General features: G+C 74.0%; 24 protein-coding genes. 7 read left to right on the forward strand and 17 right to left on the reverse strand.

Annotation, left to right across the window (positions count from 1 at the left end):
- Nucleotides 1-8 precede the first annotated feature (8 nt).
- The 5 genes from BR98_RS22915 to BR98_RS22935 form a co-directional block, all read right to left on the reverse strand.
- A complete protein-coding gene (locus tag BR98_RS22915; protein WP_035847267.1) occupies nucleotides 9-1,196 on the reverse strand; it encodes a nucleotide disphospho-sugar-binding domain-containing protein in 1,188 nt (395 codons plus the stop codon).
- A 36-nt stretch (nucleotides 1,197-1,232) separates the two neighbouring features.
- Nucleotides 1,233-2,645, reverse strand: coding sequence for an MDR family MFS transporter (locus BR98_RS22920; protein WP_051970078.1), 1,413 nt, complete (start codon nucleotides 2,643-2,645; stop codon nucleotides 1,233-1,235).
- Between the two features lie 116 nt (nucleotides 2,646-2,761).
- Nucleotides 2,762-3,739: a quinone oxidoreductase family protein gene (locus BR98_RS22925; protein ID WP_035847268.1), complete on the reverse strand. Its 978-nt coding sequence runs from the start codon at nucleotides 3,737-3,739 to the stop codon at nucleotides 2,762-2,764.
- Between the two features lie 127 nt (nucleotides 3,740-3,866).
- Nucleotides 3,867-4,754, reverse strand: a complete 888-nt coding sequence (mca, locus tag BR98_RS22930) for a mycothiol conjugate amidase Mca (protein WP_035847269.1) — start codon at nucleotides 4,752-4,754, stop codon at nucleotides 3,867-3,869.
- A gap of 29 nt (nucleotides 4,755-4,783) precedes the next feature.
- Nucleotides 4,784-6,232: a DHA2 family efflux MFS transporter permease subunit gene (locus BR98_RS22935; RefSeq protein WP_232247490.1), complete on the reverse strand. Its 1,449-nt coding sequence runs from the start codon at nucleotides 6,230-6,232 to the stop codon at nucleotides 4,784-4,786.
- A gap of 122 nt (nucleotides 6,233-6,354) precedes the next feature.
- On the opposite strand from BR98_RS22935, the gene BR98_RS22940 reads away from it, so the two are divergent.
- The 3 genes from BR98_RS22940 (at nucleotide 6,355) to BR98_RS22950 (ending at nucleotide 8,814) form a co-directional block, all read left to right on the forward strand.
- On the forward strand, nucleotides 6,355-6,972 hold the full coding sequence (locus BR98_RS22940; protein ID WP_035853502.1) for a TetR/AcrR family transcriptional regulator: 618 nt from the start codon (nucleotides 6,355-6,357) through the stop codon (nucleotides 6,970-6,972).
- Nucleotides 6,973-7,093: 121 nt separating this feature from the next.
- A complete protein-coding gene (locus tag BR98_RS22945; protein ID WP_035847270.1) occupies nucleotides 7,094-7,801 on the forward strand; it encodes a hemerythrin domain-containing protein in 708 nt (235 codons plus the stop codon).
- Complete coding sequence (locus BR98_RS22950; protein WP_035847271.1) at nucleotides 7,798-8,814, forward strand: NAD-dependent epimerase/dehydratase family protein; 1,017 nt, start codon at nucleotides 7,798-7,800, stop codon at nucleotides 8,812-8,814. The genes BR98_RS22945 and BR98_RS22950 overlap by 4 nt, the downstream gene beginning before the upstream one ends.
- A 163-nt stretch (nucleotides 8,815-8,977) precedes the next feature.
- Here BR98_RS22950 and BR98_RS22955 read toward each other — a convergent pair whose 3' ends face one another.
- Nucleotides 8,978-10,522 carry an FAD-dependent monooxygenase gene (locus BR98_RS22955; RefSeq protein ID WP_035847272.1) on the reverse strand — a complete coding sequence of 515 codons (1,545 nt, stop codon included), beginning with the start codon at nucleotides 10,520-10,522 and terminating at the stop codon, nucleotides 8,978-8,980.
- 253 nt (nucleotides 10,523-10,775) lie between these two features.
- Between BR98_RS22955 and BR98_RS22960 the strand changes: the two genes are divergently transcribed.
- The 3 genes from BR98_RS22960 to BR98_RS22970 all read left to right on the forward strand — a co-directional run bounded on the left by BR98_RS22960 (nucleotide 10,776) and on the right by BR98_RS22970 (nucleotide 13,777).
- Nucleotides 10,776-11,342, forward strand: coding sequence for a hypothetical protein (locus BR98_RS22960; RefSeq protein ID WP_035847273.1), 567 nt, complete (start codon nucleotides 10,776-10,778; stop codon nucleotides 11,340-11,342).
- A gap of 123 nt (nucleotides 11,343-11,465) precedes the next feature.
- Nucleotides 11,466-12,251 carry an SDR family NAD(P)-dependent oxidoreductase gene (locus BR98_RS22965; protein WP_035847274.1) on the forward strand — a complete coding sequence of 262 codons (786 nt, stop codon included), beginning with the start codon at nucleotides 11,466-11,468 and terminating at the stop codon, nucleotides 12,249-12,251.
- A gap of 98 nt (nucleotides 12,252-12,349) precedes the next feature.
- Nucleotides 12,350-13,777 (forward strand): MFS transporter, encoded by a 1,428-nt coding sequence (locus BR98_RS22970; RefSeq protein WP_051970079.1) that lies wholly within the window; start codon nucleotides 12,350-12,352, stop codon nucleotides 13,775-13,777.
- A gap of 99 nt (nucleotides 13,778-13,876) precedes the next feature.
- Here BR98_RS22970 and BR98_RS22975 read toward each other — a convergent pair whose 3' ends face one another.
- From BR98_RS22975 to BR98_RS23020, 10 genes are read right to left on the reverse strand one after another with little or no spacing between them, the layout of a single operon-like run.
- Entirely contained in the window at nucleotides 13,877-14,893 is a 1,017-nt protein-coding gene (locus BR98_RS22975; RefSeq protein ID WP_035847275.1) for an aldo/keto reductase, read from the reverse strand.
- Nucleotides 14,871-16,505, reverse strand: a complete 1,635-nt coding sequence (locus BR98_RS22980; RefSeq protein WP_035847276.1) for an FAD-dependent oxidoreductase — start codon at nucleotides 16,503-16,505, stop codon at nucleotides 14,871-14,873. Before BR98_RS22980 ends, BR98_RS22975 begins: the two co-directional genes overlap by 23 nt.
- Nucleotides 16,502-17,488, reverse strand: a complete 987-nt coding sequence (gene rfbB, locus BR98_RS22985) for a dTDP-glucose 4,6-dehydratase (RefSeq protein WP_035847277.1) — start codon at nucleotides 17,486-17,488, stop codon at nucleotides 16,502-16,504. Before rfbB ends, BR98_RS22980 begins: the two co-directional genes overlap by 4 nt.
- On the reverse strand, nucleotides 17,485-18,561 hold the full coding sequence (locus BR98_RS22990; protein WP_035847278.1) for a glucose-1-phosphate thymidylyltransferase: 1,077 nt from the start codon (nucleotides 18,559-18,561) through the stop codon (nucleotides 17,485-17,487). The genes rfbB and BR98_RS22990 overlap by 4 nt, the downstream gene beginning before the upstream one ends.
- The gene (locus BR98_RS22995; protein ID WP_232247491.1) at nucleotides 18,558-19,868 is read right to left on the reverse strand and encodes an FAD-dependent monooxygenase; all 1,311 of its coding nucleotides are present in this window, start codon (nucleotides 19,866-19,868) and stop codon (nucleotides 18,558-18,560) included. Before BR98_RS22995 ends, BR98_RS22990 begins: the two co-directional genes overlap by 4 nt.
- Nucleotides 19,869-19,880: 12 nt before the next feature.
- Nucleotides 19,881-20,663, reverse strand: a complete 783-nt coding sequence (locus BR98_RS23000) for an SDR family oxidoreductase (RefSeq protein WP_051970080.1) — start codon at nucleotides 20,661-20,663, stop codon at nucleotides 19,881-19,883.
- Entirely contained in the window at nucleotides 20,656-21,291 is a 636-nt protein-coding gene (locus tag BR98_RS23005) for an antibiotic biosynthesis monooxygenase family protein (protein WP_035847279.1), read from the reverse strand. Before BR98_RS23005 ends, BR98_RS23000 begins: the two co-directional genes overlap by 8 nt.
- A 41-nt stretch (nucleotides 21,292-21,332) precedes the next feature.
- Nucleotides 21,333-22,922: a class I adenylate-forming enzyme family protein gene (locus BR98_RS23010; RefSeq protein WP_035847280.1), complete on the reverse strand. Its 1,590-nt coding sequence runs from the start codon at nucleotides 22,920-22,922 to the stop codon at nucleotides 21,333-21,335.
- On the reverse strand, nucleotides 22,915-23,862 hold the full coding sequence (locus BR98_RS23015) for an aromatase/cyclase (RefSeq protein ID WP_035847281.1): 948 nt from the start codon (nucleotides 23,860-23,862) through the stop codon (nucleotides 22,915-22,917). The genes BR98_RS23010 and BR98_RS23015 overlap by 8 nt, the downstream gene beginning before the upstream one ends.
- A gap of 44 nt (nucleotides 23,863-23,906) precedes the next feature.
- Entirely contained in the window at nucleotides 23,907-24,692 is a 786-nt protein-coding gene (locus BR98_RS23020) for an SDR family NAD(P)-dependent oxidoreductase (protein WP_035847282.1), read from the reverse strand.
- A 209-nt stretch (nucleotides 24,693-24,901) separates the two neighbouring features.
- Between BR98_RS23020 and BR98_RS23025 the strand changes: the two genes are divergently transcribed.
- Nucleotides 24,902-25,345 (forward strand): nuclear transport factor 2 family protein, encoded by a 444-nt coding sequence (locus BR98_RS23025; RefSeq protein ID WP_063774830.1) that lies wholly within the window; start codon nucleotides 24,902-24,904, stop codon nucleotides 25,343-25,345.
- Nucleotides 25,346-25,449: 104 nt separating this feature from the next.
- On the opposite strand, the gene BR98_RS23030 is transcribed toward BR98_RS23025, so the two are convergent.
- Entirely contained in the window at nucleotides 25,450-25,719 is a 270-nt protein-coding gene (locus BR98_RS23030; RefSeq protein ID WP_035847283.1) for an acyl carrier protein, read from the reverse strand.
- Nucleotides 25,720-25,721: the final 2 nt, after the last annotated feature.

A 25,721-nucleotide genomic window follows, 5' to 3' on the forward strand; every position in this document is an offset into this window, starting at 1 on the left:
CGTAAGGGTCAGATCCCGGCCGCGGCCCGGCGCTCCAGGTGGCGGACCAGCTCGGCGGGCGCCGGCATGGCCTCGATCTCCGCGCGCACGCTCCGCGCCCGGTCGGTGTAGTGCGGCCGGCCCAGCACCGCGGTGACGGCCTCGCGCAGGGTCCCCGGCCGCTGCCGCAGGTCGGCCGAGCCGATGCTGATCCCGCTGCCCGCCCGGGTGACCTGCTCGCCCCAGACGCGCTGGGTGGAGTCCGGGCTCTCGGGCAGCACGATCTGCGGCACGCCGTAGGCGGCGGCCGTCATGCCGGAGCCGGCGCCGCCGTGGTGGATCAGGGCGGCGCAGCTGGGCAGCAGCGCGCTCAGCGGGAACCAGCCGGTCAGCCGGACGTTGGCCGGCAGCGGCTGCCCGGCGAAGGCCTCGGGGCGGGCGACGGCCAGCACGATCTCGGCGTCCAGCCCGTCGACCTCATCGAGCAGCTGCCGGCCGCGCTCGTCGATGGTGCGGCTGGTGCCGCCGCCGGTGAGGCAGATCCGCGGCCGCCGCGGGTGCTCCCGCAGCCAGTCGGGGATCTCCCCGGGGCCGTTGTACGGCAGGTAGCGCATCGGCAGCCGGGGGACCGGGTAGGGCAGGGCGAGCGACGGCGGACAGGGGTCGATCCAGGTGTCGGCGCCGATCCGGGGTTCGAGGCCGAAGCGCTCGAACATCCGGAGGTAGGCGGGTGGCACCTCGTCCTCCCGCAGGAAGTACGCGCCCATCGGCTGGCCCCAGGCGTGCCCGATCGCCGGGACGCCGACCGCCGCCGCGGCGACCGGGCCGACCAGCGCGCCGATGTCGTGGACCACCAGGTCGGGGCGCCAGGCGCGGGCGTGCGCGACCAGGTCGTCGGCGAGCGAGTCGGCCAGGCCGAGGAGCTGGTCGGCCCAGCCGAGCCGGCGCTCCTCGGGCCAGTCCAGCGGGCCCACCGGCCAGTCGGCGGGGACCCGCGCGGGCCGCCCGGCCGAACCGCCGAGCCGGCGCCGGGCGAAGGCCTCGCCGGCTGCCGCGGCACCGATCGGGACCGCGAGCAGCCCCGCCGCGGTGACCTTGGGGACGGCCTGCGGCCGGGCGGCCACCTGCACCTCGTGGCCGGCCAGCCGGCAGGCCCAGGCCAGGGGGACCAGCCACGGGGCGTGCGAGGGCCCGTGGGCGACGAACAGGACGCGCATCTCACTCGCCTGCCAGGTAGAGGGGTCGATGATCGGTCAGCCGCGGTTGCGGCCGGGCAGCATGAGGGCCGGCAGCAGCGTGAGGGCGCTGAGCGCGAAGGCCCACCAGAAGGTCGCGGCGAAGGCCTGGGCGGGTGCGTGGCTGCCGCTCTGGTGCTCCAGGACGACGGCGAGCAGCGCGGTGCCCAGCGAGCCGCCGATCCGGTGCAGCACGTTGGTGGTGCCGGCCGCCTGCGGCATCTGCTGCGGCTGGACGCTGCGGAAGACCGCGGCCATGATCGGCGACATCGCCGCTCCCATGCCGACACCGCGCACGAACAGGCCCAGGCCCAGCAGGTACTCGCTCGGGTGCGAGCCGACCCGGGTGTACACGAACGTCCCGGCCATCGCCAGCAGCACGCCCGCCACGATGAACCAGCGCGGCCCGAGCTTGTCGGTGAGCCGCCCGACGAAGAACATCGACAGCGCGATCCCGAAGTCCTGGGGGAGCGTCAGCAGGCCGGTGTGCAGCGGGCTCTGGCCGCGCACCACCTGGTAGTAGAGCGGCAGCAGGAACATCGAGCTGAACAGCGCGGCGCCGAGCATGAAGGAGGAGGCCACCGCGTTGCGGAACGACGGGACGGCGAACAGCCGCAGGTCCACCAGCGGGCTGCCGGTGTGCTTCAGCGCGTGCGCCGTGTACCCGGCCAGCAGCGCCAGACCGGCGATGGTCGCGACGAGCACCCGCGGGGCGGTCAGGCCGCCGCCGTTGGCGGTCTCGGAGAGCCCGTAGATCAGCGCCGCCAGGCCCGGGGAGATCAGCAGCAGGCCGCGCACGTCCAGCTTCTGGCCCGGCTGCCCCACCGCGTCGGGCAGGATCCGGGCGGCCAGCAGCAGGGTCAGCGCGCCGAGCGGCAGGTTGAGGTAGAAGATCCACGGCCAGCTCGCCGCGCTGATCAGGATGCCGCCGATGACCGGGCCGAGGGCGGGGGCGAAGGTCAGCGGGATGATCAGCATGCCCATCACCCGGCCGATCCGCTCCCGGCCGGCGGCCTGGGCGAGCATCGACTGGCCGATCGGCTGGATCAGCCCGCCGGCCGCGCCCTGCAGGATCCGGAAGGCCACCAGCGAGGGCGCCGACCAGGCCAGGCCGCAGAGCGCGGAGGCGAGTACGAAGCCGGCGACCGAGGCCATCCACATCCGCTTGGCGCCGAACCGCTCGGTGGCCCAGCCGCTCATCGGCGCCACCAGCGCGAAGGCCAGCAGGTAGCCGGTGCTGATCCACTGGATGGTGGAGAGCGGGCTGCCGAAGTCGCGGCGGATGGCCTCGATGCCGACGTTGACGACGGTGGAGTCGAGCACGGCGATGATGGTGCCGAGGACCAGCACGATGCCGATCTTGATGAGTGCGGGGTCGAGGCGGTCGTCGCGCGGCGGCGCGGCGGCCGCGCGGGGCGCGGTCGTGGTCACTGGTGCCTTCCTGCAGGGGAGTTGAAGCGGCGGCCCGTTCGGGGGGTAGCGGGCCGCCGCGGTCTGTGGCCGGTCCGGCGGGGTCGGCCGGGCCGGGCCCGAGGGGTGGCGGAGCGTCAGGGGATCAGGACGATGCGCCCGAGCTGCTGCCGGGCCTCCATCACCTCGTGGGCCTTGGCGGCCTCCTCCAGCGGCAGCCGCACGTGCACCGCCGGCTGCACCTTTCCGCTCAGCACCAGTTCGTTGACCTCGCTGATGAGGTCCTCGTAGGAGTCGGTCACCCGCTCGACCACGCCCATCGAGAAGTGCGTGACCCACTTCCCGGCCAGGTCCTCCAGGTCGATCTTGGGCAGGTCCAGGCCGCCGCCGGCCGAGCCGTAGAAGACCAGCCGGCCGAACGGCTTGAGCAGGTTGATGCTCTTCGGCGTGATGTCCGCGCCGACGCTGTCCAGCACGATGTCGACGCCCGCGCCGCCGGTGGCCTCGCGGACCTTCTCCTCCCAGCCGTCCAGGCTGTAGTCCACCACCACGTCCGCGCCCAGCTCCTTGACGAAGGCGAGCTTCTCCGGGGACTTGGCGGTGGCGATCACGGTGCCGGCGCCCAGCGCCTTGACCATCTGCACGACCAGGTGGCCGATCGAGCCGGCGGCGGCGTGCACCAGGACCGTCTCGCCCGGCTTGAGGGCGGCGGCCTTGATGACCTTCAGGCCGACGTGGCCGGGCGAGCTGAGCATGGTGGCCTGGGCGGCGTCGATCTCGGCCGGGATGCGCACCAGGTCCTTGACCCGGGCCAGGCTGTACTCGGCGAAGGCGTCCTTGAAGATGATGCTGGCGACCCGGTCGCCGACCTCGAAGCCGGTCACGCCGGGGCCCAGCGCGTCGATGGTGCCGACCGCGTCGCCGCCGGGGCAGGCGGGCAGCGGGAGCCGGTCGCCGTAGTAGAAGTTGCCCGAACGCTCCTGGATCCCGGCGAAGTTGACGCCGATCGCCTCGGCCCGGAGCCGGACCATCCCGGGGCCGGGCTCCGGCTTCTCGATCTCGTCGACCTGCAGGACCTCCGGGGTGCCGTGCTGGTGATAGCGGACGATGCGCATGCGACTCTCTTTCTCTCGCTCCCAGGCCGCGCCGATCGGCGCCGGCACCGCGGCAGTGGTGTGCGGCCAGCCTGCGGGGGACCGCTCAGGGCGCCACCGAGCCGCGGTGGAGGACCGGTGGAGCGCCTCAGGCCGTGCTGTCCGCCGTCAGACCGGCGAACAGGTCGTCCTCGGGCAGCGCCGTCTCGACCGCCGAGCTGACCAGGTGGTAGTCCTCGGTGGGCCAGGCCTGCTGCTCGATCTCCAGCGGGCAGGACCGCTCCGGACCGTTCGGGTCCACCTGGGTCTCGTGGGCGAGCAGGGCCGCCAGCCGGGTCGGGAAGTACTGCGCGCACCGGACCCGGGTGGTGATCTCCCAGCTGAGCAGCCCGGCCGCGGCCAGCTCCTCGGCGACCGCGCCGTGCGGCGACTCCAGCCCGGCGGCCGTCATCGCCTCGTACAGCGCCTGGAAGTACTCCTTGCTGAAGGCGCAGGTGTAGTAGAGCTTCAGCGGGCGCCAGGGCGGACCGGCCTGCGGGTAGCGGTCCGGGTCGCCGGCCGCCTCGAAGGCGGCCACCGAGACCTGGTGGGTCTTGATGTGGTCCGGATGCGGGTAGCCGCCGTTCTCGTCGTAGGTCACCACGACGTGCGGGCGGAACTCGCGGATCGCGCGCACCAGCGGCTCGGTGGCGCTCTCCAGCGGCTCGAGGGCGAAGCAGCCCTCGGGCAGCGGCTCGCCGCCCTGCGGCAGTCCGGAGTCCACGAAGCCGAGGAAGCGCTGGTCCACGCCGAGGATCTCGCGGGCCCGGTCCATCTCCCGGCGGCGCAGGTTGGGCAGGTCGGCCCAGACCTCGGGGCGGTCCAGGGCCGGGTTGAGCACCGAGCCGCGCTCGCCGCCGGTCATCGTGCAGACCAGCACCTCGGCGCCCTCGGCGACGTACTTCGCCATGGTCGCCGCACCCTTGCTGGACTCGTCGTCGGGGTGGGCGTGGACGCTCATCAGGCGCACGCCGGCGCGGGCGGTGGTGGTCTTCATCCGGGGTCTCCTTCGGGGCTGGGGGGAGGTCAGTTCTTGGACCGGCCGGACACTGGGGCCCGGCGCGGGTAGCAGGCGGCGGGCAGCAGGGTGAGCGCGCCGAAGGCCAGCGCCCACCGGAAGGTGTGCGCGAAGGCGGTCTGCGGGCCCGCGCCGCTCGCGGCGGCCGAGGAGAGCGCCTGCTGCAGGACGACGGCGAGCAGGGCGGTGCCGATCGAGCCGCCGATCCGGTTGAGCACGGTGCGGGCGCTGGTGGCGGCCGCGGCCTGGCTGCGGTCGACCGAGGTGTAGGTGGCGGCGACGTTCGGCGGCACCACGGCGCCGAGGCCGACCCCGCGCAGGAAGAGGGCGGCGATGAGCAGCGGCAGCGCGGGCGGGGTCGAGGAGAGCACGAAGGGGAGGGTCCCCAGCAGGGTGAGCCCGATGCCCGCCAGCACCACCGAGCGCGGACCGTGCCGGTCGGTGAGCCGACCCGCCAGCGGGGTGATCACCGCTGTGCCGAGCGCCTGCGGGGCCAGCAGCAGGCCGGCGTGGAACGCGTCCATCCCCTCCACCAGCGTGAAGTAGAGCGGCAGCAGCAGCATCGAGGAGTAGAGCGCGGCGCCGAGCAGGAAGGTGTTGGCGCCCGCCAGCGCGAAGCCGCGCCCGGCGAAGAGCCGCAGGTCGAGCAGGGGGGTGCGCTCGGTGCGCAGCGCGTGCACCGCGTAGGCCGCCAGCAGGACCACCCCGGCGGCCAGCACGGCGGCCCGCGACCCGTCGATCCCGCCCGCCCGAGGGTCCGTCAGCCCGTAGACCAGGGCGGCCAGGCCGGTCGGCAGGAGCAGCAGGCCGCGGCGGTCCGGCTTCAGCGTGCGGTCGCGCTCGCCGCTGTCCGCCGGTACCACCCGCAGGGCCAGCACCAGGGCGGCGAGTCCGATCGGGACGTTCACCAGGAAGAGCCACCGCCAGTGCGCCCAGCGGGTGATGATCCCGCCGACCACCGGCCCGAGGATCGGGGCCAGTGAGACCGGCACGGTGATCAGCCCGACCAGCCGCCCGATCCGCCGCGGACCGGCGTGCCGGGCGACCAGGGCCTGGCCGATCGGCTGCATCAGGCCGCCGCCGACGCCCTGCAGCAGGCGGAAGGCGATCAGCGTGCCGGCCGAGGGGGCCAGCCCGCTCAGGGCGGAGGCGGCGACGAAGAGCGCGACCGAGGCGAGCCAGGTCCGTCGGCCGCCGAAGCGGTCGACGAGCCAGCCGGAGAGCGGCGCGGTCAGCGCGACGGCCAGCAGGTAGCCGGTGCCCACCCACTGCACGGCGCTCAGCGAGACGTGCAAGTCCGTGGCGATCGGCCCGATGCCGACGTTCACGATCGTGGTGTCGAGCTGGGCCAGTACCGCGCCGAGGACCAGCACGCTGCCGAGCTTGACCAGGGCGGGGTCGAGGGGCTCCACGGCCTCGGCCGGGGTGGTGCGGGCGGTGGCGGTCTGCAGCTTCAAGTGGTCTCCGAGGGCTGGGCGAGCGGGCAGTGATGAGATTAGGTCGGGCACACTTTTATGTCAAGCATAAAAGTTGGTCCGACCTAAAAGGTGCTAGGATGAGCCCGACCAAGGGAGCCGTGATGAGCCTCAGAGAGCGCAAGAAGCAGCAGACCAGGGAGCGTCTGGCGCATGCCGCCACACTGCTCTTCATCGAGCGCGGCTTCGAGGACGTGACCATCGCGGAGGTCGCCGAGGCGGCAGGCGTCTCCAAGATGACGGTCACCAACTACTTCCCGCTCAAGGAGGACCTGGTCTTCGACTTCGGCGAGGAGATGGTCGACAGCCTGGCCCGGGTGGTGCGCGAACGCCGGCCCGGCGAGTCGGCGCTGGCCGCGCTGCACCGCGCCTACCTCGAGGCGCTCGAGGCCGGCCTCCCGTTCAGCGGTCACAGCTCTCCCGGTTTCGCCCGACTGGTGCACGGCAGCCCCCGCCTGCGCGCGCGCGAACGCGTCATCGAGGAGCAGGGCGAGGCGGCCCTGGCGCTCGCCCTCGCCGAGCAGACCGGCGCCGCCGCCGACGATCTCCTGCCGCACTTGAGCGCCGCTCAACTCGCGGCCGTCCACCGCGTGCTGCACGCCCGGGTCCGCTCGCTGATCCGGGCCGGCGCACCGCAGCACGAGGTGCGGGACCGGGCCGCCGCCGAGGCGGACGCCGCCTTCGCCCGGCTGGCGCCGGCGCTCGGCGACTACTGCGCCTGACGGTCCCCCACCCCTCCAGCGGCAGTCCACCGCCCATTGCCACCGTGCGCACCGAGACAGCATTCAAGGGCGCGCGGCGGGTGCCGGGCGGCCCGGACGGTACAACGGAAGGAGGAGGGTGTTGACCGCCAACAACCTGACCGGATTCGACATCACCCACGACCTGATCCGGCGGGTGATCCCGGAACTCGGCCGGCGGCTGCGCAACGGCGCGGCGGCCGGGAGCCTCGACGCGGCCGCGGTGCGGCGACTGACCAGCTGGTGGGAGATGTTCACCAGGATCCTCGACGGCCACCACACCAGCGAGGACACCCACGTCTGGCCGACCGTCCTGGCGGCCGAGCCCGGCCTGGACGCCGTCGCCGCAGTGCTGGAGGAGCAGCACACCGCGCTCGACGAGCACCTGGCCGGCATCGCCGAGGGCCTGGCACAGCTCCAGGACGGCGGCGACGAGCCGGAGTTGACGCTGACCGGCCTGCTGGCCAGGATCGCCGACTTCGACGCGATGATGTACGACCACCTCGCCCTCGAGGAGCGGGCGATGGTGCCCGTGCTGCGCGACAAGGTGACCGCCGAGGCCTACGGGCAGATGCTCGCCGGCCTGGCCGGCGGCCACGACCCGGCCGACTTCGCGCCGACCATGCCGCTGCTGCTGGAGCAGGCCGCCCCGCAGGCCCGGGAGTTCATGCTCGGCAACATGCCGGCCGCCCTGCGCTCCCGCTACGACCTCGAATGGGAGCCCCAGTACCGGGCGTTGGTGGCCTCGCTGCCGCCCGCGACCGGGACGGCCGGGACGGCGAGCACGATCGAAGCGGTGGTGACGGCATGAAGATCCTGATCATCGGCGGCACGGTCTTCCTCGGCCAGGCCTTCGCGACCGAGGCGCTGGCCCGCGGCTGGGAGGTCACCACCTTCAACCGCGGGCGCTCCGCGGCCGACCTGCCCGGCGTGAGCGTGATCCGCGGCGACCGGGAGAGCGAGGCCGACCTGGCCCGGCTCGCCGAGGCCGGGCCCTGGGACGCGGTGGTGGACGTCTGCGGCTACGCCCCCACGGTGGTGGGTGCCTCGGCCCGCGCGCTGAGCGGCCGGGCGGGCAGCTACCTGTACGTCTCCACGATCAACGCCGTCCAGGGCTGGCCGGCGCTGCCCGTCGACGAGTCGGCTCCCCTGCTGCCGGGCGCCGCGGACGCCGGCCCGGGGGACGGGGACTACGGCAGCCTCAAGGCCGGCTCCGAACGCGCGGTCGAGCAGCACTTCCAGGGCGATGTCCTGGTGCTGCGCCCGGGTGTGGTGGTCGGCCCGGGGGAGCGCCTGCAGCGCGTCCCGTGGTGGCTGCGCCGCGCCGAGCGCGGCGGCCCGATGCTCGTCGGCGGCGCCGCCGGGCGCACCATGCAGCTCATCGACGTTCGAGACCTGGCGATCTTCGGCCTGGACCGGCTCGCGGCGGGCGACCGCGGCGCCTACCTCACCGGCGGCGAGCCGGCCAACACCGACTGGGGCGCCTTCCTGGCGCAGTGTGCGGAGTTGACCGGAGGGACGGCCGAGCCGGTCTTCGTGACGGACGAGTTCCTGCTGCAGAACGGGGTGCAGCCGCTGCTGGGCCTGCCGCTCTGGGTGCCGCAGGTGCCGCCGCTGGCGGCGGTGTGGGACTTCTCCGCCACCAAGGCGCTGGCGGCGGGCCTGCGCTGCCGCCCGGTGGCGCAGACCGTGCGGGACACCTGGGACTGGCTGAACCGCCCGGGCAGCGAGCAGGAGGCCTTCGGCCAGTACCGCGACTTCCCGGACCGCGGGCTGAGTGCGGAGCGGGAGCGCGAGCTGCTGGAGGCATGGGCGGCCCGGTAGCAGCGGGGCCGACGGGGCCGGCGGCGGGACCTGGAGACCGGGTCCCGCCGCCGGCCTTGTCGTCTCGCGGTCGTCTCCCGGTCGTCTCCCGGTCGCCCCGGGACGCCCACCCGCAGCAGTACGCCCCCGTCGGCGCGGCCGGCGGGGGCGTACTGACGGCTGATCAGACAGCGAGGACCCGGCTGAGCGCGGTGCCGAGCCGCCCGGCCGCGTCCGCACCCCAGGTGACGGCGCGCCAGGCGATCACGCCGTCCGGGCGGACCAGCACCGCGCCGGCCGGGCCGACCCCGTGCGCCTGGGGCCAGGCGTCCGCACGGCCCAGGCGCACGACGGTGACCTCGCCCGCGGGCACCGGCCCGTCCGCCGGTGCCTGCGGGCCCAGCACGAGCGTGAAACCCGGCCCGTACAGATCCAGGCTGGGTACCTGGCGATCGGCCTGACCCAGCGTCAGGAACGGCGCGCGGGTGCCGGGCCGGCCCTGCTGCGGGCCGTCGTCGTCCACCACGGCGGCCGACTCGTACCGGTAGCCCAACCCCATCGCCAGCCGCTTCACCCGCTCGGCCACGTCCTCACCGTCCCCGCCCGCCCGCTGCTCCTGCAGCCGGGCGGAGAGCGCGCAGGTCAGCTCGGCCACCGGGCGGCGCTCCGCCTGGTAGCTGTCGAGCAGCGCCGCCCCGGCTCGTCCGGCCAGCACCGCCGCCAGCTTCCAGGCCAGGTTGTGCGCGTCCTGGATCCCGGTGTTCGCGCCCAGCCCGCCCGAGGGCGGCATCACGTGCACCGCGTCCCCGACCAGCAGGATGCGGCCCTGCCGGTAGGACTCGGCGACCCAGGAGGCGAGTTCCCACGGGTGCACCAGGCGGCTGCTGCCCGGCACCGCCGGCAGCAGCCGCAGGTCCGGCACCGGTGCGCCGACCGCCTCGCGCACGGCGGCCGCGCACCGCTCGGGGGTGAAGTCCCGCTCGACGTCCTGCTGCTGCGGGTCGTACGGGAGCATCAGCACCCAGCGGTCCGCGCGGTCCAGGCGCGCCAGCAGCGTCCCCGGGACCGGCTGTGCGAGGTAGGCCAGGCCGACCGGCCGCCCGCGCAGCGCCTCGCCCAGGTCGGCCTCGAAGGCGATGTTGACCACCTGCGAGAGCCGCCGGCCGTGCGTGCCGATGCCCAACGCCCGGCGGGTCGGCGACTGGTGGCCGTCGGCGGCGATCAGGTAGCGCGCCCGGACGGTGTACCGCCGCCCGGTGCCGCGCTCCAGCACCTGCGCGGTGATCCCCTCGGTGTCCTGGCGCACCGCCGTGACCTCGGTGTGGAACCGCAGGTCGGCGCCCAGCTGCTCGGCCCGGGCGCGCACCAGCGGCTCGACCGTGCTCTGTTCGACCAGGGCCGGCGGGCAGGGGCTGACCCCCGCCACCGACTCGCCGGGCGGGCGGGTGCTGCGGTACTCCTCGGGGCCGGCCAGGGTCTGCGCCCGGACCACGTCGGTGGCCGCCAGGAAGACCGAGGGCGGCGCCGTACGCACCGGCTCCTCCAGGCCGTGGGCGCGGAAGAGCTCCATGGTGCGCGGGCTGAGCACCCGGGCCTTGGCCAGGAACGAGGTCCCCGGGTGGCGCTCCAGGACCAGCACCGGCACGCCCTGGGTGCGCAGGAACACCGCGGCCGACAGCCCGACGATGCCGCCGCCCGCGATGAGCACCGGGACGTTCTCCTCGGTCATGAACTCCCTTTCGCCGTCGGGTTCCGGGGACCTGCGCCCCGGGCGGGGGCGAGTCTGAGCCGTCCCCGTCGGACGCCGCTCGAGCGCCGCCGGACCGCCGGCACCGCACCCGCACTCGCACCCTCCATCGCCTCCGCACCCTGCACCGCCGCCGCACCGTGCCCGGACTCCGCCGTCGCTCAGGGCGCCGCTGGCAGGGTCCCGTCCCCGGACGAGGGCCCGCCGGGGCCCCGACGAGAGGAGGAGCGGACGCATGAGCACGACGACGCTGCTGGTGCTCGGCCTGCTGCTGGAGCGGCCGATGACCCCGAGCGAGCTGGCCACGACGCTCGCCGAGCGGGCCGCCGAGAGCCCGCTCGGCGGTGCGCTGCCGGCGCCGGGCGAGCCGGAACTCGCCGCGGTCGCCGCCGAACTGCGCAGCACCGGCCTGACGGACGGTCAGGGTGCACTCACCGACCGGGGCCGCGCCGAGTTCGAGCACCGGGTCGGCGAGCTGCTGGCCACCCCCGCCGAGGAGCAGCCGGCCTTCTTCACCGCGGTCGGCTACCTCGGCGCCCTCGACCGGTCGGACGCCCTGGCCGGTCTGCGGCTGCGCTCCGAGCGGCTGCGCGAGCGCGCCGGGCAGTTGGCGGCCGCGCGGGCGGCGGGCACCGGGATCCCGCGGCTCTTCCTGATCGAGACCGAGTACGCGCACCGGATGTGCCTGGCCGAGCTGGCCTGGGTGCAGGAGGTCCTCGGCGAGATCGGGGCGGGCACGCTGGCCTGGCCCCGGATCGAGGTCACCGAGCGGGGCTGGGAGTGGGGGCAGGAGCCGTCCTGACGGCGGGGTCGGGCAGCGGGCTCAGGGAGCGGGCTCAGGCGGCGGGCTCAGGCGGCGGGGTCGGGCGGCGGGGTCAGGCCCGGCTCGAGTCGGCTTCAGGCGCGGCTGCCTAGCGTCGCGGCCATGACTGATCTCTCCTCCCTCAAGGGCAAGACCGCCCTCGTCACCGGCTCCAGCCGCGGCATCGGTGCCGCGATCGCCGCCGAGCTCGGCCGGCGCGGCGCCGCCGTCGCCGTCAACTACCTCAGCTCCGAGGCCGAGGCACAGCAGGTCGTCGCCTCGATCGAGGAGCAGGGCGGCCGGGCCGTCACCGCCCGGGCCGACATCTCCGACAGCGCGAGCACCGCCGCGATGATCGAGCAGGTCGAGCGCGAGCTGGGCCCGATCGACATCCTGGTGCTCAACTCCAGCGGCTTCCGCGACGTGCTGCGCGGCCCCGCGCTCAAGCTGAGCGTGGACGCCCTGGTCGACAAGATGGCCACCCAGGCCAAGGCCACCCTCGGCCCGGCCTGGGCGGTGCTGCCCGGCATGGTCGAGCGCGGCGGCGGCACCGTGATCCTGATCTCGGACGGCTTCTCCCGCCAGGCCGCCGCCGGGGCGATCGGCCACGGCGTGGCCAAGGCGCCGATGGAGGCCGCCATGAAGCACCTGGCGATCGAGCTCGGCCCCAGCAACGTCCGGATCAACACGGTCATCCCGGGTCCGACCCGCAGCGAGAACCTGATGAAGAAGTGGCACGCCAAGGACGAGTTCGGGCGCACCCTGGCCGACGTGGTCGACCAGATCCCGCTGCGCCGGGTCGGCGAGCCGGAGGAGGTCGCGCGGGCCGTGGGCGTCCTGGCCGGCGACGAACTCGCCTATGTCACCGGTGCCTTCCTGCCGGTCAGCGGCGGCCAGCTGATCCTCTGACCTTCCGTCACCCCGTGTACCGCGCGCCGTGCCCCACCCAGTCGTGGGGCACGGCGCGATGCCGTTTTCGACCCACCGTCAACCAGAGAGGTACCCGAATGATGAAGACCGCGCCCCCGGGCCCCGGGTGGACCACCGCCGTGGTGGCCTGTGCGGCCCAGTTCATGATCGTCCTGGACACCACGATCGTGAACGTCGGCCTCCCGTCGATGCGCGAGGACCTGGGCCTGAGCGCCGCCGGCCAGCAGTGGGTGATCAACGCCTATCTGCTCACCTTCGCCGGCTTCCTGATGCTGGGCGGGCGATCGGCCGACCTCTTCGGCCGGCGCCGGATGTTCACCGTGGGCCTGGCCCTGTTCACCGGTGCCAGCCTGCTCGGTGGCCTGGCCACCAGCGGTTCGCTGCTGATCGCCGCCCGCGCGGCGCAGGGCCTGGGCGCGGCCCTGCTGGCCCCGGCCCCGCTGGCCCTGATCAACTCCACCTACCAGGAGGTCTCGGCGCGCACCCGTGCGATCGCCGCCTGGGGAGCCACCGCCACCGCGGCCGGCAGCGCCGGGATCCTGCTCGGTGGTGTGCTGACCGGCACGCTGGGGTGGCGCTGGGTGCTCTTCGTCAACGTGCCGATCGGGATCGTGCTGGGCGTGGTGGCGCTGCGCGCGCTGCCGGCGTTCCCCGGGACCGGGCGCGGCGGCGGGCTCGACCTGCCGGGGGCGGTGCTGGTCACGGGTGCGCTGGCCTGCGCCGAGTACGCGCTCGCCGGGCTGGAGGACCACCCGTGGGGCTCGCCGCTGACGGGTGGGGTGCTGGCGGCGGCGGTGCTGCTGCTCGCGGGGTTCGTGCTGGTGGAGGCGCGCAGCCGACGGCCGCTGATGCCGCTGGGGATCTTCCGCAGCCGGGCGCTGGTGCTGGGCAATGCCGCGGCGCTGGCGGTCGGGGCGGTGACCACCTCGGTGATGTTCTTCGTGACGCTGTACCTGCAGCGGGTGCTGGGCTACAGCCCGCTGCGGGCCGGTCTGGCGATGCTGCCGCTCACGGTGGCGATCGCGGTCGCCTCGCTGCTGGTGCGGCGGCTGGTCGAGCGGACCGGGCCGCGCACGCCGCTGGCGGTCGGCTGGCTGCTGACGGCGGCGGGCCTGCTCTGGCAGTCCCGGTTCTCGGCCCAGGGGTCGTTCCTGGTGGACGTCCTCGGGCCCGGGGTGGTGCTCGGCCTCGGGTTGGGGATGACGGTGCTGCCGATGACGGTCGCGGCCACCTCCGGCGTCGCAGCCGAGAACGCCGGTGTGGCCTCCGCGCTGATGAACACCGCCCGCCAGATGGGCGGCGGCCTCGGCCTGGCGGTGCTCAACGTGGTCGCCGGGGCGACCGGCGCCAGCGTGGCCGCCGCGGTGGCGACCGCGCACTACTCCTCGGCGCTGCTCGGGGCCGCGCTGCTGGTGACGGTCGCCGGGCTGCTGACCGGGTTCATGCCCGGCCCGGGCCGGGCGCCGCGGACGGCTCCCAAGGCGCAGCCGCGGCCGGCCGACTGACCCTCGGCCGCAACGCCGACGGCCGCCGCCGCACCCGAGGAGGGTGCGGCGGCGGCCGTCGGCGTCAGGGCAGTCAGGGCAGTCAGGGCAGGCCCTGGCTCAGCCCCGCCGGGCGCGCAGCATCCGGCTCAGCGTCAGGTTCGGGTCGCGGATCACCGCGTCGCCGAGCACCGCGTCGATCCGGGCCAGCAGCTCCGGCTCCAGGACCGTGCCGACCGCCGCCAGGTTGCGGGTGATCTGGTCGGGCGCCGAGGCGCCGATGACCGCCGAGGCGACCTGCCGGTTCTGCAGGGTCCAGGCCAGCGCCAGCTGGGGGAGCGGCAGGCCGCCTTCCCGGGCCAGCGGTTCCAGGGCCTGAACGCGCTCGAGGACCTCGTCCTCCAGGAAGCGCCAGCGGCGGATGGAGACGTCACCGCCCTTGGCCGCGACCGCCCGGGAGCCGGCCGGCAGCTCCTGGCCCGGGCGGTACTTGCCGGTCAGCACGCCGCCGGCCAGCGGGGACCAGACCATCTGGCCGATGCCGAGTTCGGCGCAGGCGGGCAGCACCTCGGCCTCGATCACCCGCCACAGCAGGTTGTACTGGGGCTGGTTGGAGACCAGCGGCAGGCCGAGCTCGGCGGCCGCCCGGCCGGCCGCGTGCAGCTCGTCCGCCGCCCACTCGGAGACCCCCAGGTAGCGGATCTTGCCCGCCGCGAAGGCCGCGGCGAACGCCTCGAGGCTCTCCTCCAGCGGGGTCGCGTCGTCGAACAGGTGGGCCTGGTAGACGTCGATGTAGTCGGTGCCCAGCCGGCGCAGTGACTGCTCCAGCCCGTGGTTGATCCGAGCCCGGGTCAGCCCGCCGGGGCCGTTGGAGTCTCCGCCCGCGCCGCGCCCGACCTTGGTGCACAGGACCACCTGGTCCCGGGGCACCCCGCCCAGGGCGGCGCCGAGCAGTTCCTCGCCGCGGCCCTCGGCGTAGACGTCGGCCGTGTCGAAGGTGGTGATGCCGGCGTCGAAGGCGGCGCGCATGCAGGCGACGGCGGCCTCGTCGCCGAGCTGGTTGCCCGCGGTGAGCGAGTTGCCGAAGGCGACCCGGCTCACCACCGGGCCCTTCTCACCGAGCTGCCGGAACTCCATGCTCGGCCTCCTTCCGTGTCGTGCCGAGCACCCCGAGCGCGGTCAGTGCGGCCCGCACGCCGCCGCCCGGCTCGTTCGGGCCGGTCGGGCTGCTCGGGCCGCCGGCCGCGACGTACCCGTCGGGGCGGATCAGCAGCCAGCCGCCCGCGAGCAGTCCCAGGTCGGCGGCCAGCTTGCCGTCGGGGTCGGGGAGCTGGTCCGGGCCGGTGCTCCGGGCGCCCAGGGTCCGCACCCGCACGGTGCCCCGGTAGGCCTCGGCGATCTCGCGCAGCTCCGGCAGTTCGGCGGACCGCTCGGTGGTGAGCAACGTCCAACCGCTCTGGCCGAGTTCGGTGAGCAGCTCCTGCCAGCCGGCCGACCCGGCCAGCCGCTGCGCGGTCACCCGCGAGGCCCGCGCGCCACCCTGATCGAGGGCCAACGGCCCGTCCGCGTAGGAGAGGTCCAGCGCCGACATGCCGCCCATGATCTTCCGCTCGATCCGCGACTTCAGCGGCGGCACCGAGCGCATGAAGGTGAAGACGGTGCGCAGGGCGGTCGCAGCCGTGCGGCTGCGCAGCTGCACCAGCATGGTCGCCATCTTCGTCGACTTCAGCAGGTTGGCGCCGACCGGCACCCGCTCGGCGCTGTAGCTGTCGAGCAGGCCCTCCTCGGCCTGCCCGTGCAGCACCGCGGCCAGCTTCCAGGCCAGGTTGAAGGCGTCCTGCACACCGGTGTTCATGCCCTGCCCGGAGGCGGGACTGTGCACGTGCGCCGCGTCGCCGGCCAGGAAGCAGCGGCCGACCCGCATCTGGGGCAGCATCCGCTGCTGGATGGTGAAGACCGAGACCCAGCTGGGCGTCTCCACCCGCACCGGCCGGCCGATGCCGGCCTCGATCTTGCGGGCGAAGCGGCGGGCCACGGCGTGGTCGTCCCCGCCGTAGGAGACCTCGGCGGTGTCCAGCAGGCGCCACTTGTCCTGGTCGGGGAAGGGCACCATCATCACGGTGCCGCTGGGCGTGCGCATCCAGTGGATGCTGTCGCGCGGCAGGTCGCAGTGGACCACGGCGTCGGCGATCAGCCAGGTCTCGCTGCTCTCGCCGACCAGCTTGAGGCCGAGCTGCTTGCGGACCGTGCTGTGCCCGCCGTCCGCGCCGACCAGGTAGGCGGCCTCGACCGTCTCGCCCCGCCCGTCGGCGTGCTCCAGGTGGACCCGGACCGAGCCCTCGCGCTGCTCGAAGCCGGTCAGCCGCACGCCCCACTCGATCGCCACACCGCGGCGGGCGACGGCGCCCCGCAGCACCTCCTCGGTGATCACCTGATCCACCATCAGGGTGAACGGGAAGCGGGTGGGCAGGTGGCTGTAGTCGGTGTCGAAGCGGATCAGGCGGCGGCCGTTCTGGTGCAGCGTGAAGTGCTCCACCCGCTGGCCGCGCGGCAGCAGCTCGTCCACCACGCCCATCTGCGCGTAGGTCTCCAGGGTGCGGGCGTGGGTGGCCAGCGCCCGGCTGGTGACCGCCGGTCCGTCGGCCGCGTCCACCAGCCGCACCCGCACGCCGTGCCGGGCGAGCTCGTGCGCGGCGGTCAGGCCGACCGGCCCGGCGCCCACCACCAGCACCAGTTGATCGGTGGTCATCGGGTCTCTTCCTCCACGTGATCGGCGAGCGGCTTCCACCAGCCCGGGTTGTCCTGGTACCAGCTGACGGTCTGCGCCAGCCCCTGCTCGAAGGGGACCAGCGGGCGGTAGCCCAGCTCCTCGCGGATCTTGCCGCCGTCGAGCGAGTAGCGCAGGTCGTGCCCCTTGCGGTCGGCGACCCGCTGCACCAGTCGGCGGTCGGCGCCGCACAGCTCCAGCAGACGGTCGGTCAGCTGGGCGTTGCTCAGGGCCGCGCCGCCGTCCACGTTGTAGACCTCACCGGCCCGGCCGCCGGTGAGCACCAGCTGGACGGCCCGGCAGTGGTCGTCGACGTGCAGCCACTCGCGCTCGTTGGCGCCGTCGCCGTAGAGCGGCACCGGCAGGCCCCGCAGCAGGTTGGTGACGAACCGCGGGATGACCTTCTCGGGGTACTGGTACGGGCCGTAGTTGTTGGAGCACCGGGTGATCGACAGGTCGAGCCCGTGGGTGCGCCAGTAGGCGCGGGCGATCAGGTCGGAGCCGGCCTTGGAGGCCGCGTACGGGGAGTTGGGCGCGAGCGGCCACTCCTCGGTCCAGGAGCCGCGCTCGATGGAGCCGTAGACCTCGTCGGTCGAGACGTGCACCACCCGCTGGACGCCGGTGCGCAGGCAGGCGTCCAGCAGGTTCTGGGTGCCCTGCACGTTGGTGCGCACGAACTCGGCGGAGGACTCCAGCGAGCGGTCCACGTGCGACTCGGCGGCGAAGTGCACCACCGCGTCGTGGCCGGGCAGCAGGTCCAGTAGGAGCGGCAGGTCGCAGATGTCGCCGCGCACGAAGCTCAGCCGCGGGTGGGCGGCGGGCAGGTTGGCGCGGTTGCCCGCGTAGGTGAGCGCGTCCAGCACGGTGACCTGGGCGTCCTGGTAGCCCGGATAGCCGCCGTCGAGCATGGTGCGCACGTAGTGCGAGCCGATGAAGCCCGCGCCGCCGGTGACCAGGATCCTCATGCCGCCACCTCCACCTGGGTGTGGTCGCCGACCACCAGGCGGTGGTGGTCGTTGCCGCGGTCCGCCGAGGTGACCGCCGCCGAACGGCCGATCAGCGAGCCCCGCAGCCGCGGCACCCCGCTGACCGAGGCGCCGTCCAGCACGATCGAGTCGTCGACGTGGGTGCCGATCAGGGAGCAGTCGCGCCCGACCGAGGTGTACGGGCCGACCCGGCTGTCCTGCACCAGGCTGCCGGCGCCCACCACGACGGGCCCCTGGATCCGGGAGCGGACCACCCGGGCGCCCGGCTCGAGCAGCACCGTGCCGATCAGCAGGCTCTCCTCGTCCACCTGTCCGGCCGCTGCCTGCGGCGCGGGGTCGAGCCGGCCGAGCAGCTCGCGGTTGCAGTCGAGCACGTCCTCGACCCGGCCGGTGTCCTTCCAGTAGCCCCGGTACTCCTGGGCCACTACCGCCGAGCCGCGGCTGACCAGCCACTGGATGGCGTCGGTGATCTCCAGCTCGCCGCGCGCGCTGGGCTCGATCCGCTCGACGGCCTGGTGGATCGCGGGGGTGAAGAAGTACACCCCGGTCATCGCGAGGTCGCTGCGCGGCTGCTCCGGCTTCTCGACCAGTCCGGTCACCGTGCCGTCAGCGGTCACCTCGGCGACCCCGAAGGCGCGCGGGTCGGCGACCTTGCGGACCACCACCAGGGCGTCCGGGCGGCGGGCCGCGAACTCCTCGGCCGCCTCGGCGAAGCCCTGCGGGAGCATGGTGTCGCCCAGGTGCATGACGAAGTCGTCCTCGCCCAGGTACTCGCGGGCCAGCCGTACCGCGTGGGCCAGGCCCTGCGGGTGGAGCTGGCAGATGTAGGTCAGCCGCATGCCCAGCCGGGAGCCGTCGCCGAGCGCCGCGATGATCTCGCTACCGCGGTTGCCGACCACGACGGCGGCCTCCTCGATGCCGAGCGCGCGGATGTTCGCCAGGACGTACTCCAGCACCGGCCGGTTGGCGATCGGCATGAGCTGCTTGGGCATGGAGTAGCTGAACGGCCGCAGGCGGGTACCCGTACCGCCCGCGAGCACCAGGGCCTTCATCGGTTCCTCCTGTCGGTGAAGCACTCCTGCGCGATCCTGATCGCGCGGTTGCCGTAGGCGATGCGGTCGAGCACCCTGCGGTACAGCGGGGTGTGCCGCAGCAGTTGGGCGAGCTTGGGGCGGACCCGGGTGGCGAAGGCGCCGTGCGAGAGCATGGCGGTGCTCTGGATCTGCTGGAGCCGGCTGACCTTGGCGATGTCGCGGCTGCGCCGGCGCTCGAAGGCGGACAGGTAGCTCGCGGACGCGTCGCCGGACCGCAGCGAGGCGACCAGCAGCGGATGCAGGACCACGGCGTCCTGGATCGCCAGGTTGATGCCCTGCGCACCGATCGGGCTGTGCGTGTGGGCGGCGTCGCCGATCAGCACCAGGCCCTCGTCGGCCCAGCGCTCGGCCCGGCCGGAGAAGACGTCCAGCAGGGTCAGGTCCCGCAGCGAACCGATCTGGTCGCGGATCAGATCGGCGTACGGCGGCACCGCGCGGGCCAGCTGCTCCTTGACCTTCTCCAGTCCCTGGGCGGCGACCTGCGCGTAGCCCTTGTGCGGCAGCGTCCAGCCGATCTGGATCTTGTCGGGCCAGGAGTCGTAGACCAGCACCGGGCTGCCCTCGGCCCGGAAGACCCGCACGTCGCGGACCTTGTCGCGGCCGTTCTCGCGGGCCTCGCCGTGGGCCGGCTCGTGGGCCGACTCGAGGGCCGACTCGCGGGCCGTGAGCTTGAACCAGAGCACGTCCAGGTCGAAGGCCTCGGTGCGGCCGGCCTCGATGCCCGCCAGCCGGCGGACCTTGGAGAACCGGCCGTCGGCGGCGACCACGCAGTGCGCCAGCACCCGGCAGGGTCCTGACGGTCCGTCGGCGAGAACACCGGTGACCTTGGCACCCTCGCGCACCAGCTCGCCCACCCGGCGCCCGTCCAGGTACCGGAAGCCCTCGAACTTCTCGCAGTGCAGCAGCAGTTCGTCCAGGACATGGGCCTGCGGAATGCTCAGCAGGTGGTCGTACGGGGCGGGCAGCGCCCGGTAGTCGATGTCGAGTAGCACCCTCTCCTGTTCCACCAACCGGAATCTGGTGTGCTCATGGGCCCCGCGCGCCCGGGCCCCGCCCAGCACGCCGAGCTGGTCCAGCAGCGCCATCGCACCGGGCTGCAGGATCTCCCCGCGGAACTCCCGCTGGTGGGCCCGGGCCCGCTCGACCACCGCCACCTTGACCCCGGACTTCAGCAGCAGCAGGGCCAGCACCAGACCGGCCGGCCCGGCGCCGACGATGCAGATGTCCGTCTTGATCTCTTCCGTCTCCACGCTCTCCACGCTCACCCTCCCCTCCTGCTAGCCGCGCAGGCTCAAGCCGCCGTCGGCTGTGATCACCTGTCCGTGGATCCACCCGGCCTCGGCCGTGCAGAGCAGTGCCACCGCGTCGGCCACGTCCTCGGGCGTGGTGAGGCGGCCGGCGGGCGTGCGCGCGGCGAGCACGGCGGCCACCTCGGGCTGCGGAGTGGCCGCGCCCTTGTCGATCTTCGCGGTGGAGACCGCGTTGACCGCGATCCGACGGTCCGCCAACTCCACCGCCAGGTAGCGCACCAGGCCCTCCAGGGCCGCCTTGGCCACGCCCGCGCCCACATAGCCCGGGACCACCGAACGGGCGCCGCTGCTGGAGACCGCGACGATCCGGCCGGGGCCGCCGGCCATCAGCTCGGCGACGGCCGGCGCCCCGGTCAGCAGCGGGTCCAGCGCGGCGGCCAGATCGGCGTGCACCGAGGCCGGGTCGGCGCCGAGGGCCGCGGCGGGCTGCCACCGGGCCGCGTTGTGCACGAAGATGTCGAGCCGCCCGAAGCGCCGGCCGACCTCGGCCAGCAGGCCGGCCAGCTGCTCGTGGTCGGTGACGTCGGCGCGCAGCGCCACCGCCTCGCCCGGCAAGCCGGCCAGCTGCTCGAGGGCCTGCTGCGCGTCCGCCTCGCGGCGGGCGTAGTTCAGCACCACCCGGCAGCCGGCCGCGCAGAGCCGCCGGGCGACCGCGAGGCCGACGCCCCGGGTCGCCCCGGTGACCAGGGCGACCTTTCCGGCGAGCCCGAGGTCACTGGGACCGGGGTCGGACCGACCGAGGTCAGACACCTTCGGGCACCTTGGCGAACTCGCCCCGGTTGCCGGCCACCGGGGCGGCCGACACGGTCTGCGCCTCGGCCAGCGCGAGCACCGCCGCGTACTGCGGCAACTCCCGCGCGGCGCGGGCCGAGGCCTCGTCGCGCCAGCTCGCGGCAGCGGTGTAACCGCCGGACCGGGTCAGTGCCTTGGCGAAGTCGCTGTGCCCGAAGCCGTCCAGCCGGGCGGCGGCCTGGGCGTACTCGCGGTAGGCGCCCTCGAAGGCCTCGGCGCCCTCGGTGGACTTCACCTGGTAGCGCTCGACCACCACGACCGGCTGCCCGCCGGCCGGGCCGCCGTCGATCCGCAGCACGGTCAGCGAGGGGTCCGCCTCGACGTCCACCAGCTGGTGGAACTCCTTGGCGTGGGCCTGGAAGGTCTCACTGGCCAGCACCTGCTTGAAGTGGTCCGGCGAGGTCCACCAGCCGAAGTTGAGGTAGACCTCGGGGCGCTCGGTGGAACGGACGGCCTGGTGGGCCTGGAAGCCGGGCTGCCGGCGCATCCACTGGACGTGGTCGAGGAACTGCCGCTCGAAGCTCTCGGCTTCGGCGGGGTTCTTCAGGGTGAAGGTGTTGATCACGGTGAAGAGCGGAGCGCTCATGGTCGCCGCCTCTCGGGAAGAAGTGATGGTCTGACGGTCGGTCAATGGACGGCGGGCATCGCGAGCAGCTCCTCGCGCAGCACCCGGCGCTGGATCTTTCCGTTGCCGGAGCGCGGGATCGCCGCCACCGCCTCGGCGCGCTGCACCCGCTGGTAGTAGGGCAGTTGCTCGTTGACCTCGGCCACCACCGAGGCCAGCACCGAGGCGGGCAGCGCGGGGTCGGCGGCGGGGTCGGCGGCGGTGTCGGCAGCGGGGTCGGCGAGGACCACCAGGGCGCCCGCGACCGAGCCGCTGAACTCGTGCGGCAGGTCGACCACCACCGACTCGCGCACCCGCGGGTGGCGGTTCAGCATGGTCTCCACCTCGGAGGGCGCGACCAGGAAGTTGTCGCACTTGAAGACGTCCTTGAGCCGGTCGACCAGGAAGAGCCGCCCGTCCTCGTCGATCCGCCCCACGTCGCCGGTGTCCAGCCAGCCGTCGGCCGCGAGCCCGCTGCCCGCCGGGCCGCCGAGGTAGCCCTTCATCACCTGCGGACCGCGCAGCTGCACCTCGCCCACGCCGCCGGCCGGCAGCACCGCGCGGGTGTCGACGTCGACCACCCGGCACTCGGTGCCCGCCACCGGCGTGCCGACCGAGCCGTGCACCGGGTGCTCGGGGTCGTCGCTGTGGGTCAGCGGCGAGGTCTCCGCCAGGCCGTAGCCCTGGAAGACCGGGATGCCGAAGCGCTCGGTGAGCCGGCGCGCCGCGTCCGCCGGCAGCGCCGAACCGCCGGAGGCGATCCTGCTGACGCTGTCCAGGCGCAGCTCGCCCAGGGCCGGGTCGGCCGCCAGCCGGGCGAGCCGCACCGGCAGGCTGTACAGATGGGTGGCTCGGTGCTCGTTGGCCGTCCGGACGGCGTCCACCGGTTCGGGGCCGGTGCAGAGCACCTGGGTGGCCGCGGCCCGCACCGCCGAGTTGAGGTGCATCGGATGGAAGGTGGGCAGGTGGTTCAGGGTGACCGAGCCGCTGTCCAGGCGGTGGGCCACGGCGATCTGGTCGGCGTTGACCGTCACGTTGCGGTGGGTCAGCTGGACCGCCTTGGGGCGGCCGGTGGTGCCGCTGGTGAACTGGATGCAGGCCACGTCCTCGGGGCGCTGCGCGGAGGTCGGGGCCGGGCGGCCCTGGCCGGCGGTGACCAGCTCGTCCAGGGTGCGCAGGCCCGGCTCGGTGCCCGCGCCGATCAGCACGACCTCGCGCAGCTCGGGCAGCCGGCTGCGCACCTCGGCCAGCCGCTGGTAGAGGCCGGCGTCCACGAAGGCCAGCTTGGCGCGGCTCAGCGTGAGCACGTGCAGCAGGTCCTCCTCGCGCAGCAGCGGGTTGACCACCGCGGCGACCTGGCCGGCCCGGGTGGCCGCGTAGTAGGCGGTCGCGAAGTCCGGGTGCAGCACCGAGGCCACCGCGACCGTGGCGCCCGGTTCGGGCAGCAGCTCGGCCAGCGCGGCGGCGGCCGCGCTCACCCGCTGGTCGAGCGCGGCGTAGCCGATCCGCTGCCCGCCGCCGATCAGCGCGGTCCGCTGCGGGTGCGCGGCCGCGGCCTCGGCGAGCAGGCCGTCGAGCCGGGCCGGGACGGTGAAGAGCGGGTGCTCAGCCACGGCGGGCCTCGGCGAAGTCCCGTGCGAACTTGAGGGTGGTGGTGCTGTTGGTGCTCAGCGCGTGGTGGATGTACGCGCGGGCGTCGGCGACGGTCTTGCCTTCGCCGAGGATCCGCTCGATCGCCGAGGGCTTGATGATGACGGTGTGCCGGGAGGTGACGTCCACGCCGTCGCCGGCGGCCTCGATGGTCCAGCGGCCGGTGTGCGCGGTCATCAGGGCCGGCACGGTGGTCTGCTTGTAGACGATCCGGTCGCTGCCGAAGACCACCCGGATCGACTCGGTAGTGTGGGTCGAGCCGTCCGCGGTGCGGGTGTCCATGGCCATCACCTGCACGCCCGGCACGTCCTCGGTCAGGTCCAGGCGCGCGACGTGCGGCACCCGCTCGGGCCACAGGTCGGCCCGGTTGAGGAACTCGAAGACGTCGGCGCCGTCGGCGGCCACGTGCAGGGTGTCGTCGAAGCTGAACATCAGCTGGTCCAGCTCGGTGTGCTGCTCGGCGATCCGCTTGATGCCGGCCAGCTCGGCGGCGCTGTTGGTGTCCAGCGCGGAGTTGATCCAGGCCAGGCCCTCGGGCGCGTCCTCGACCACGGTGAAGTCGTGGTGCAGGTCGAGCCGGGAGCGCCGGGCGTCGATCGCGGTGACCACCCACTCGCCGCCCATCGAGGCGACCGGCGGCTGGGAGACCTCCTGGCGGAAGCCGACCTTCAGCTGCTCGGCGTCGAACTCCCGGCGCGAGATCCAGGTCTTGACCTCGCTGTTGGCGGTGGCCCAGATCTGGATCCGCTCGCTCGCCGCGGTGCGCTCCAGGTGCTCGACGTGGACGTTGGGGGCGAAGAACTCCGGCCAACGGGTGACGTCCGAGACGATCCCGTACACCACCTCGGCCGGCGCGTCGACCTCGGTGCTGTGCAGGGTGCGGTGCCTGTCGGCTCCGGACATGGGGTACTCCTAGTCTGCTCGGGAGGGGGCTCGGGTTGGGGGGCTCAGTAGTTGCCCAGACCGCCGCAGACGTTCATCGCCTGTGCGGTGATGGAGGCCGCGGTGTCGGTGGCCAGGTAGCCGACCAGGCCCGCCACCTCTTCGGCGGTCGAGTAGCGGCCGAGCGGGATCTTCGCCTCGAACTGCTCGAGGATGTTCTCCTCGGTGGTCGAGTACGCGGCCGCGTAGCCCTGGCGCACCCGCTGGGCCATCGGCGTCTCGACGTAGCCCGGGCAGACCGCGTTGACGGTGATGCCGGTGGGGGCCAGCTCCTTGCCGAGGGCCTTGCTGAAGCCGATCACGCCGTGCTTGGAGGCCGAGTACGGCGCGGCCAGCACCACGCCCTGCTTGCCGCCGGTGGAGGCGATGTTGATGATCCGGCCCCAGCCGCGCTCGCGCAGACCGCCGGCGTTGAGCACCTCACGGGTGGTCAGGAAGACGCTGTTGAGGTTGGTGTCGATGACGTCGTACCAGAGCTCGTCGGAGAGGTCCGCGGTCACGCCGCCGCCGTTGCGGCCGGCGTTGTTGACCAGGACGTCGACCCGGCCGTACTGCGCGACGGCGGCCGCGACCAGCTCCTTGACGGACTCGGGGCGGCGGACGTCGGCCGCCAGGCCGGAGACCTCCAGGCCCTCGGCCCGCAGCTCCTTCACCGTCAGCTCGACCGCCTCGGTGGTGCGGGCGCAGATGAAGACCGCCAGTCCCTGGCCGGCCAGGTCGCGGGCCACCGCCAGGCCGATCCCGCTGGTGCCGCCGGTGACCAGCGCGACGCGCCGCTCGTCGTTCGCCATGCTGTGCGCTCCTTGTTCGGAGTTCGGACGTTGGTGGCGACGAGCCTGCCGGGCGGGACTCGGCCCGTCCTCGGCCCCGGCTGGAGCTGCGGTGGACGCCCCGCACCGCGGCGCTCCAGTGGCCGTCCAGGCGACCCCGAGCAGGCGGTCGAAGACTCGGGCTGTCCGCGGCGCGGCAGCTGTGCCGGCCACATCCATGAGGAGACGACGTGACCGTGATCGACGAGACCCCCGCCCTGACCGGTGGCGAGCTCTACCACCAGGTCCAGCAGTTCTACGCCCAGCAGATGCAGCTGCTGGACAGCGGCAACGCCGAGGAGTGGGCCGAGACCTTCACCGAGGACGGCGTCTTCGCCGCCAACGCCCACCCGGAGCCGGCCGCGGGCCGCGCCGTCATCACCGCGGCCGCCCGCACCGCCACCGACGACTACGCGGCCAAGGGCATCCAGCGCCGGCACTGGCTGGGCATGGTCTCGGTCGAGCGGCGCGGCGCCGACGAGGTCTTCGCGCAGTGCTACGCGCTGGTCATCGAGACCCCGCGCGGCGGCCAGGCCGCGGTCCGGGTCAGCACCCGCTGCGACGACCTGCTGGTCCGCGTCGAGGGCCGCTGGCAGGTCAAGCACCGTCAGGTGACCCGCGACGACCTCGCGTGATTCGTTCCGCGTACCAATGCCGTCCGCCCGGCACCTCCTCGGAGGTGCCGGGCGGACGGCATTTGGCAGCGACCGAATGTGGCAGCGACCGACCAGCAGGCCGGTCAGGCAGCGGCCGCGGTGGCCGCGGAGAGGCTCTCGTTGACGAACTCCAGCAGCAGGCGCGGGGTGTAGGCCTCGGCCACGGTGTCGTCGGAGAGCTGGATGCCGTAGTCGCGCTCGATCCGGCCGCTGGTCTGCAGCACCGCCAGCGAGTCGTAGCCCAGCTCGACGAAGGGGACGTCCAGGATGTCGCCGTTCAGGTCGACGCCCTCCTCCTCGCCCGCGCACTCGACGAGCAGCGCGATCAGGGTGGACAGGCTCATCTCGGTCATGC

The sequence above is a fragment of the Kitasatospora azatica KCTC 9699 genome, assembly GCF_000744785.1.
Taxonomy (GTDB): Bacteria; Actinomycetota; Actinomycetes; order Streptomycetales; family Streptomycetaceae; genus Kitasatospora; species Kitasatospora azatica.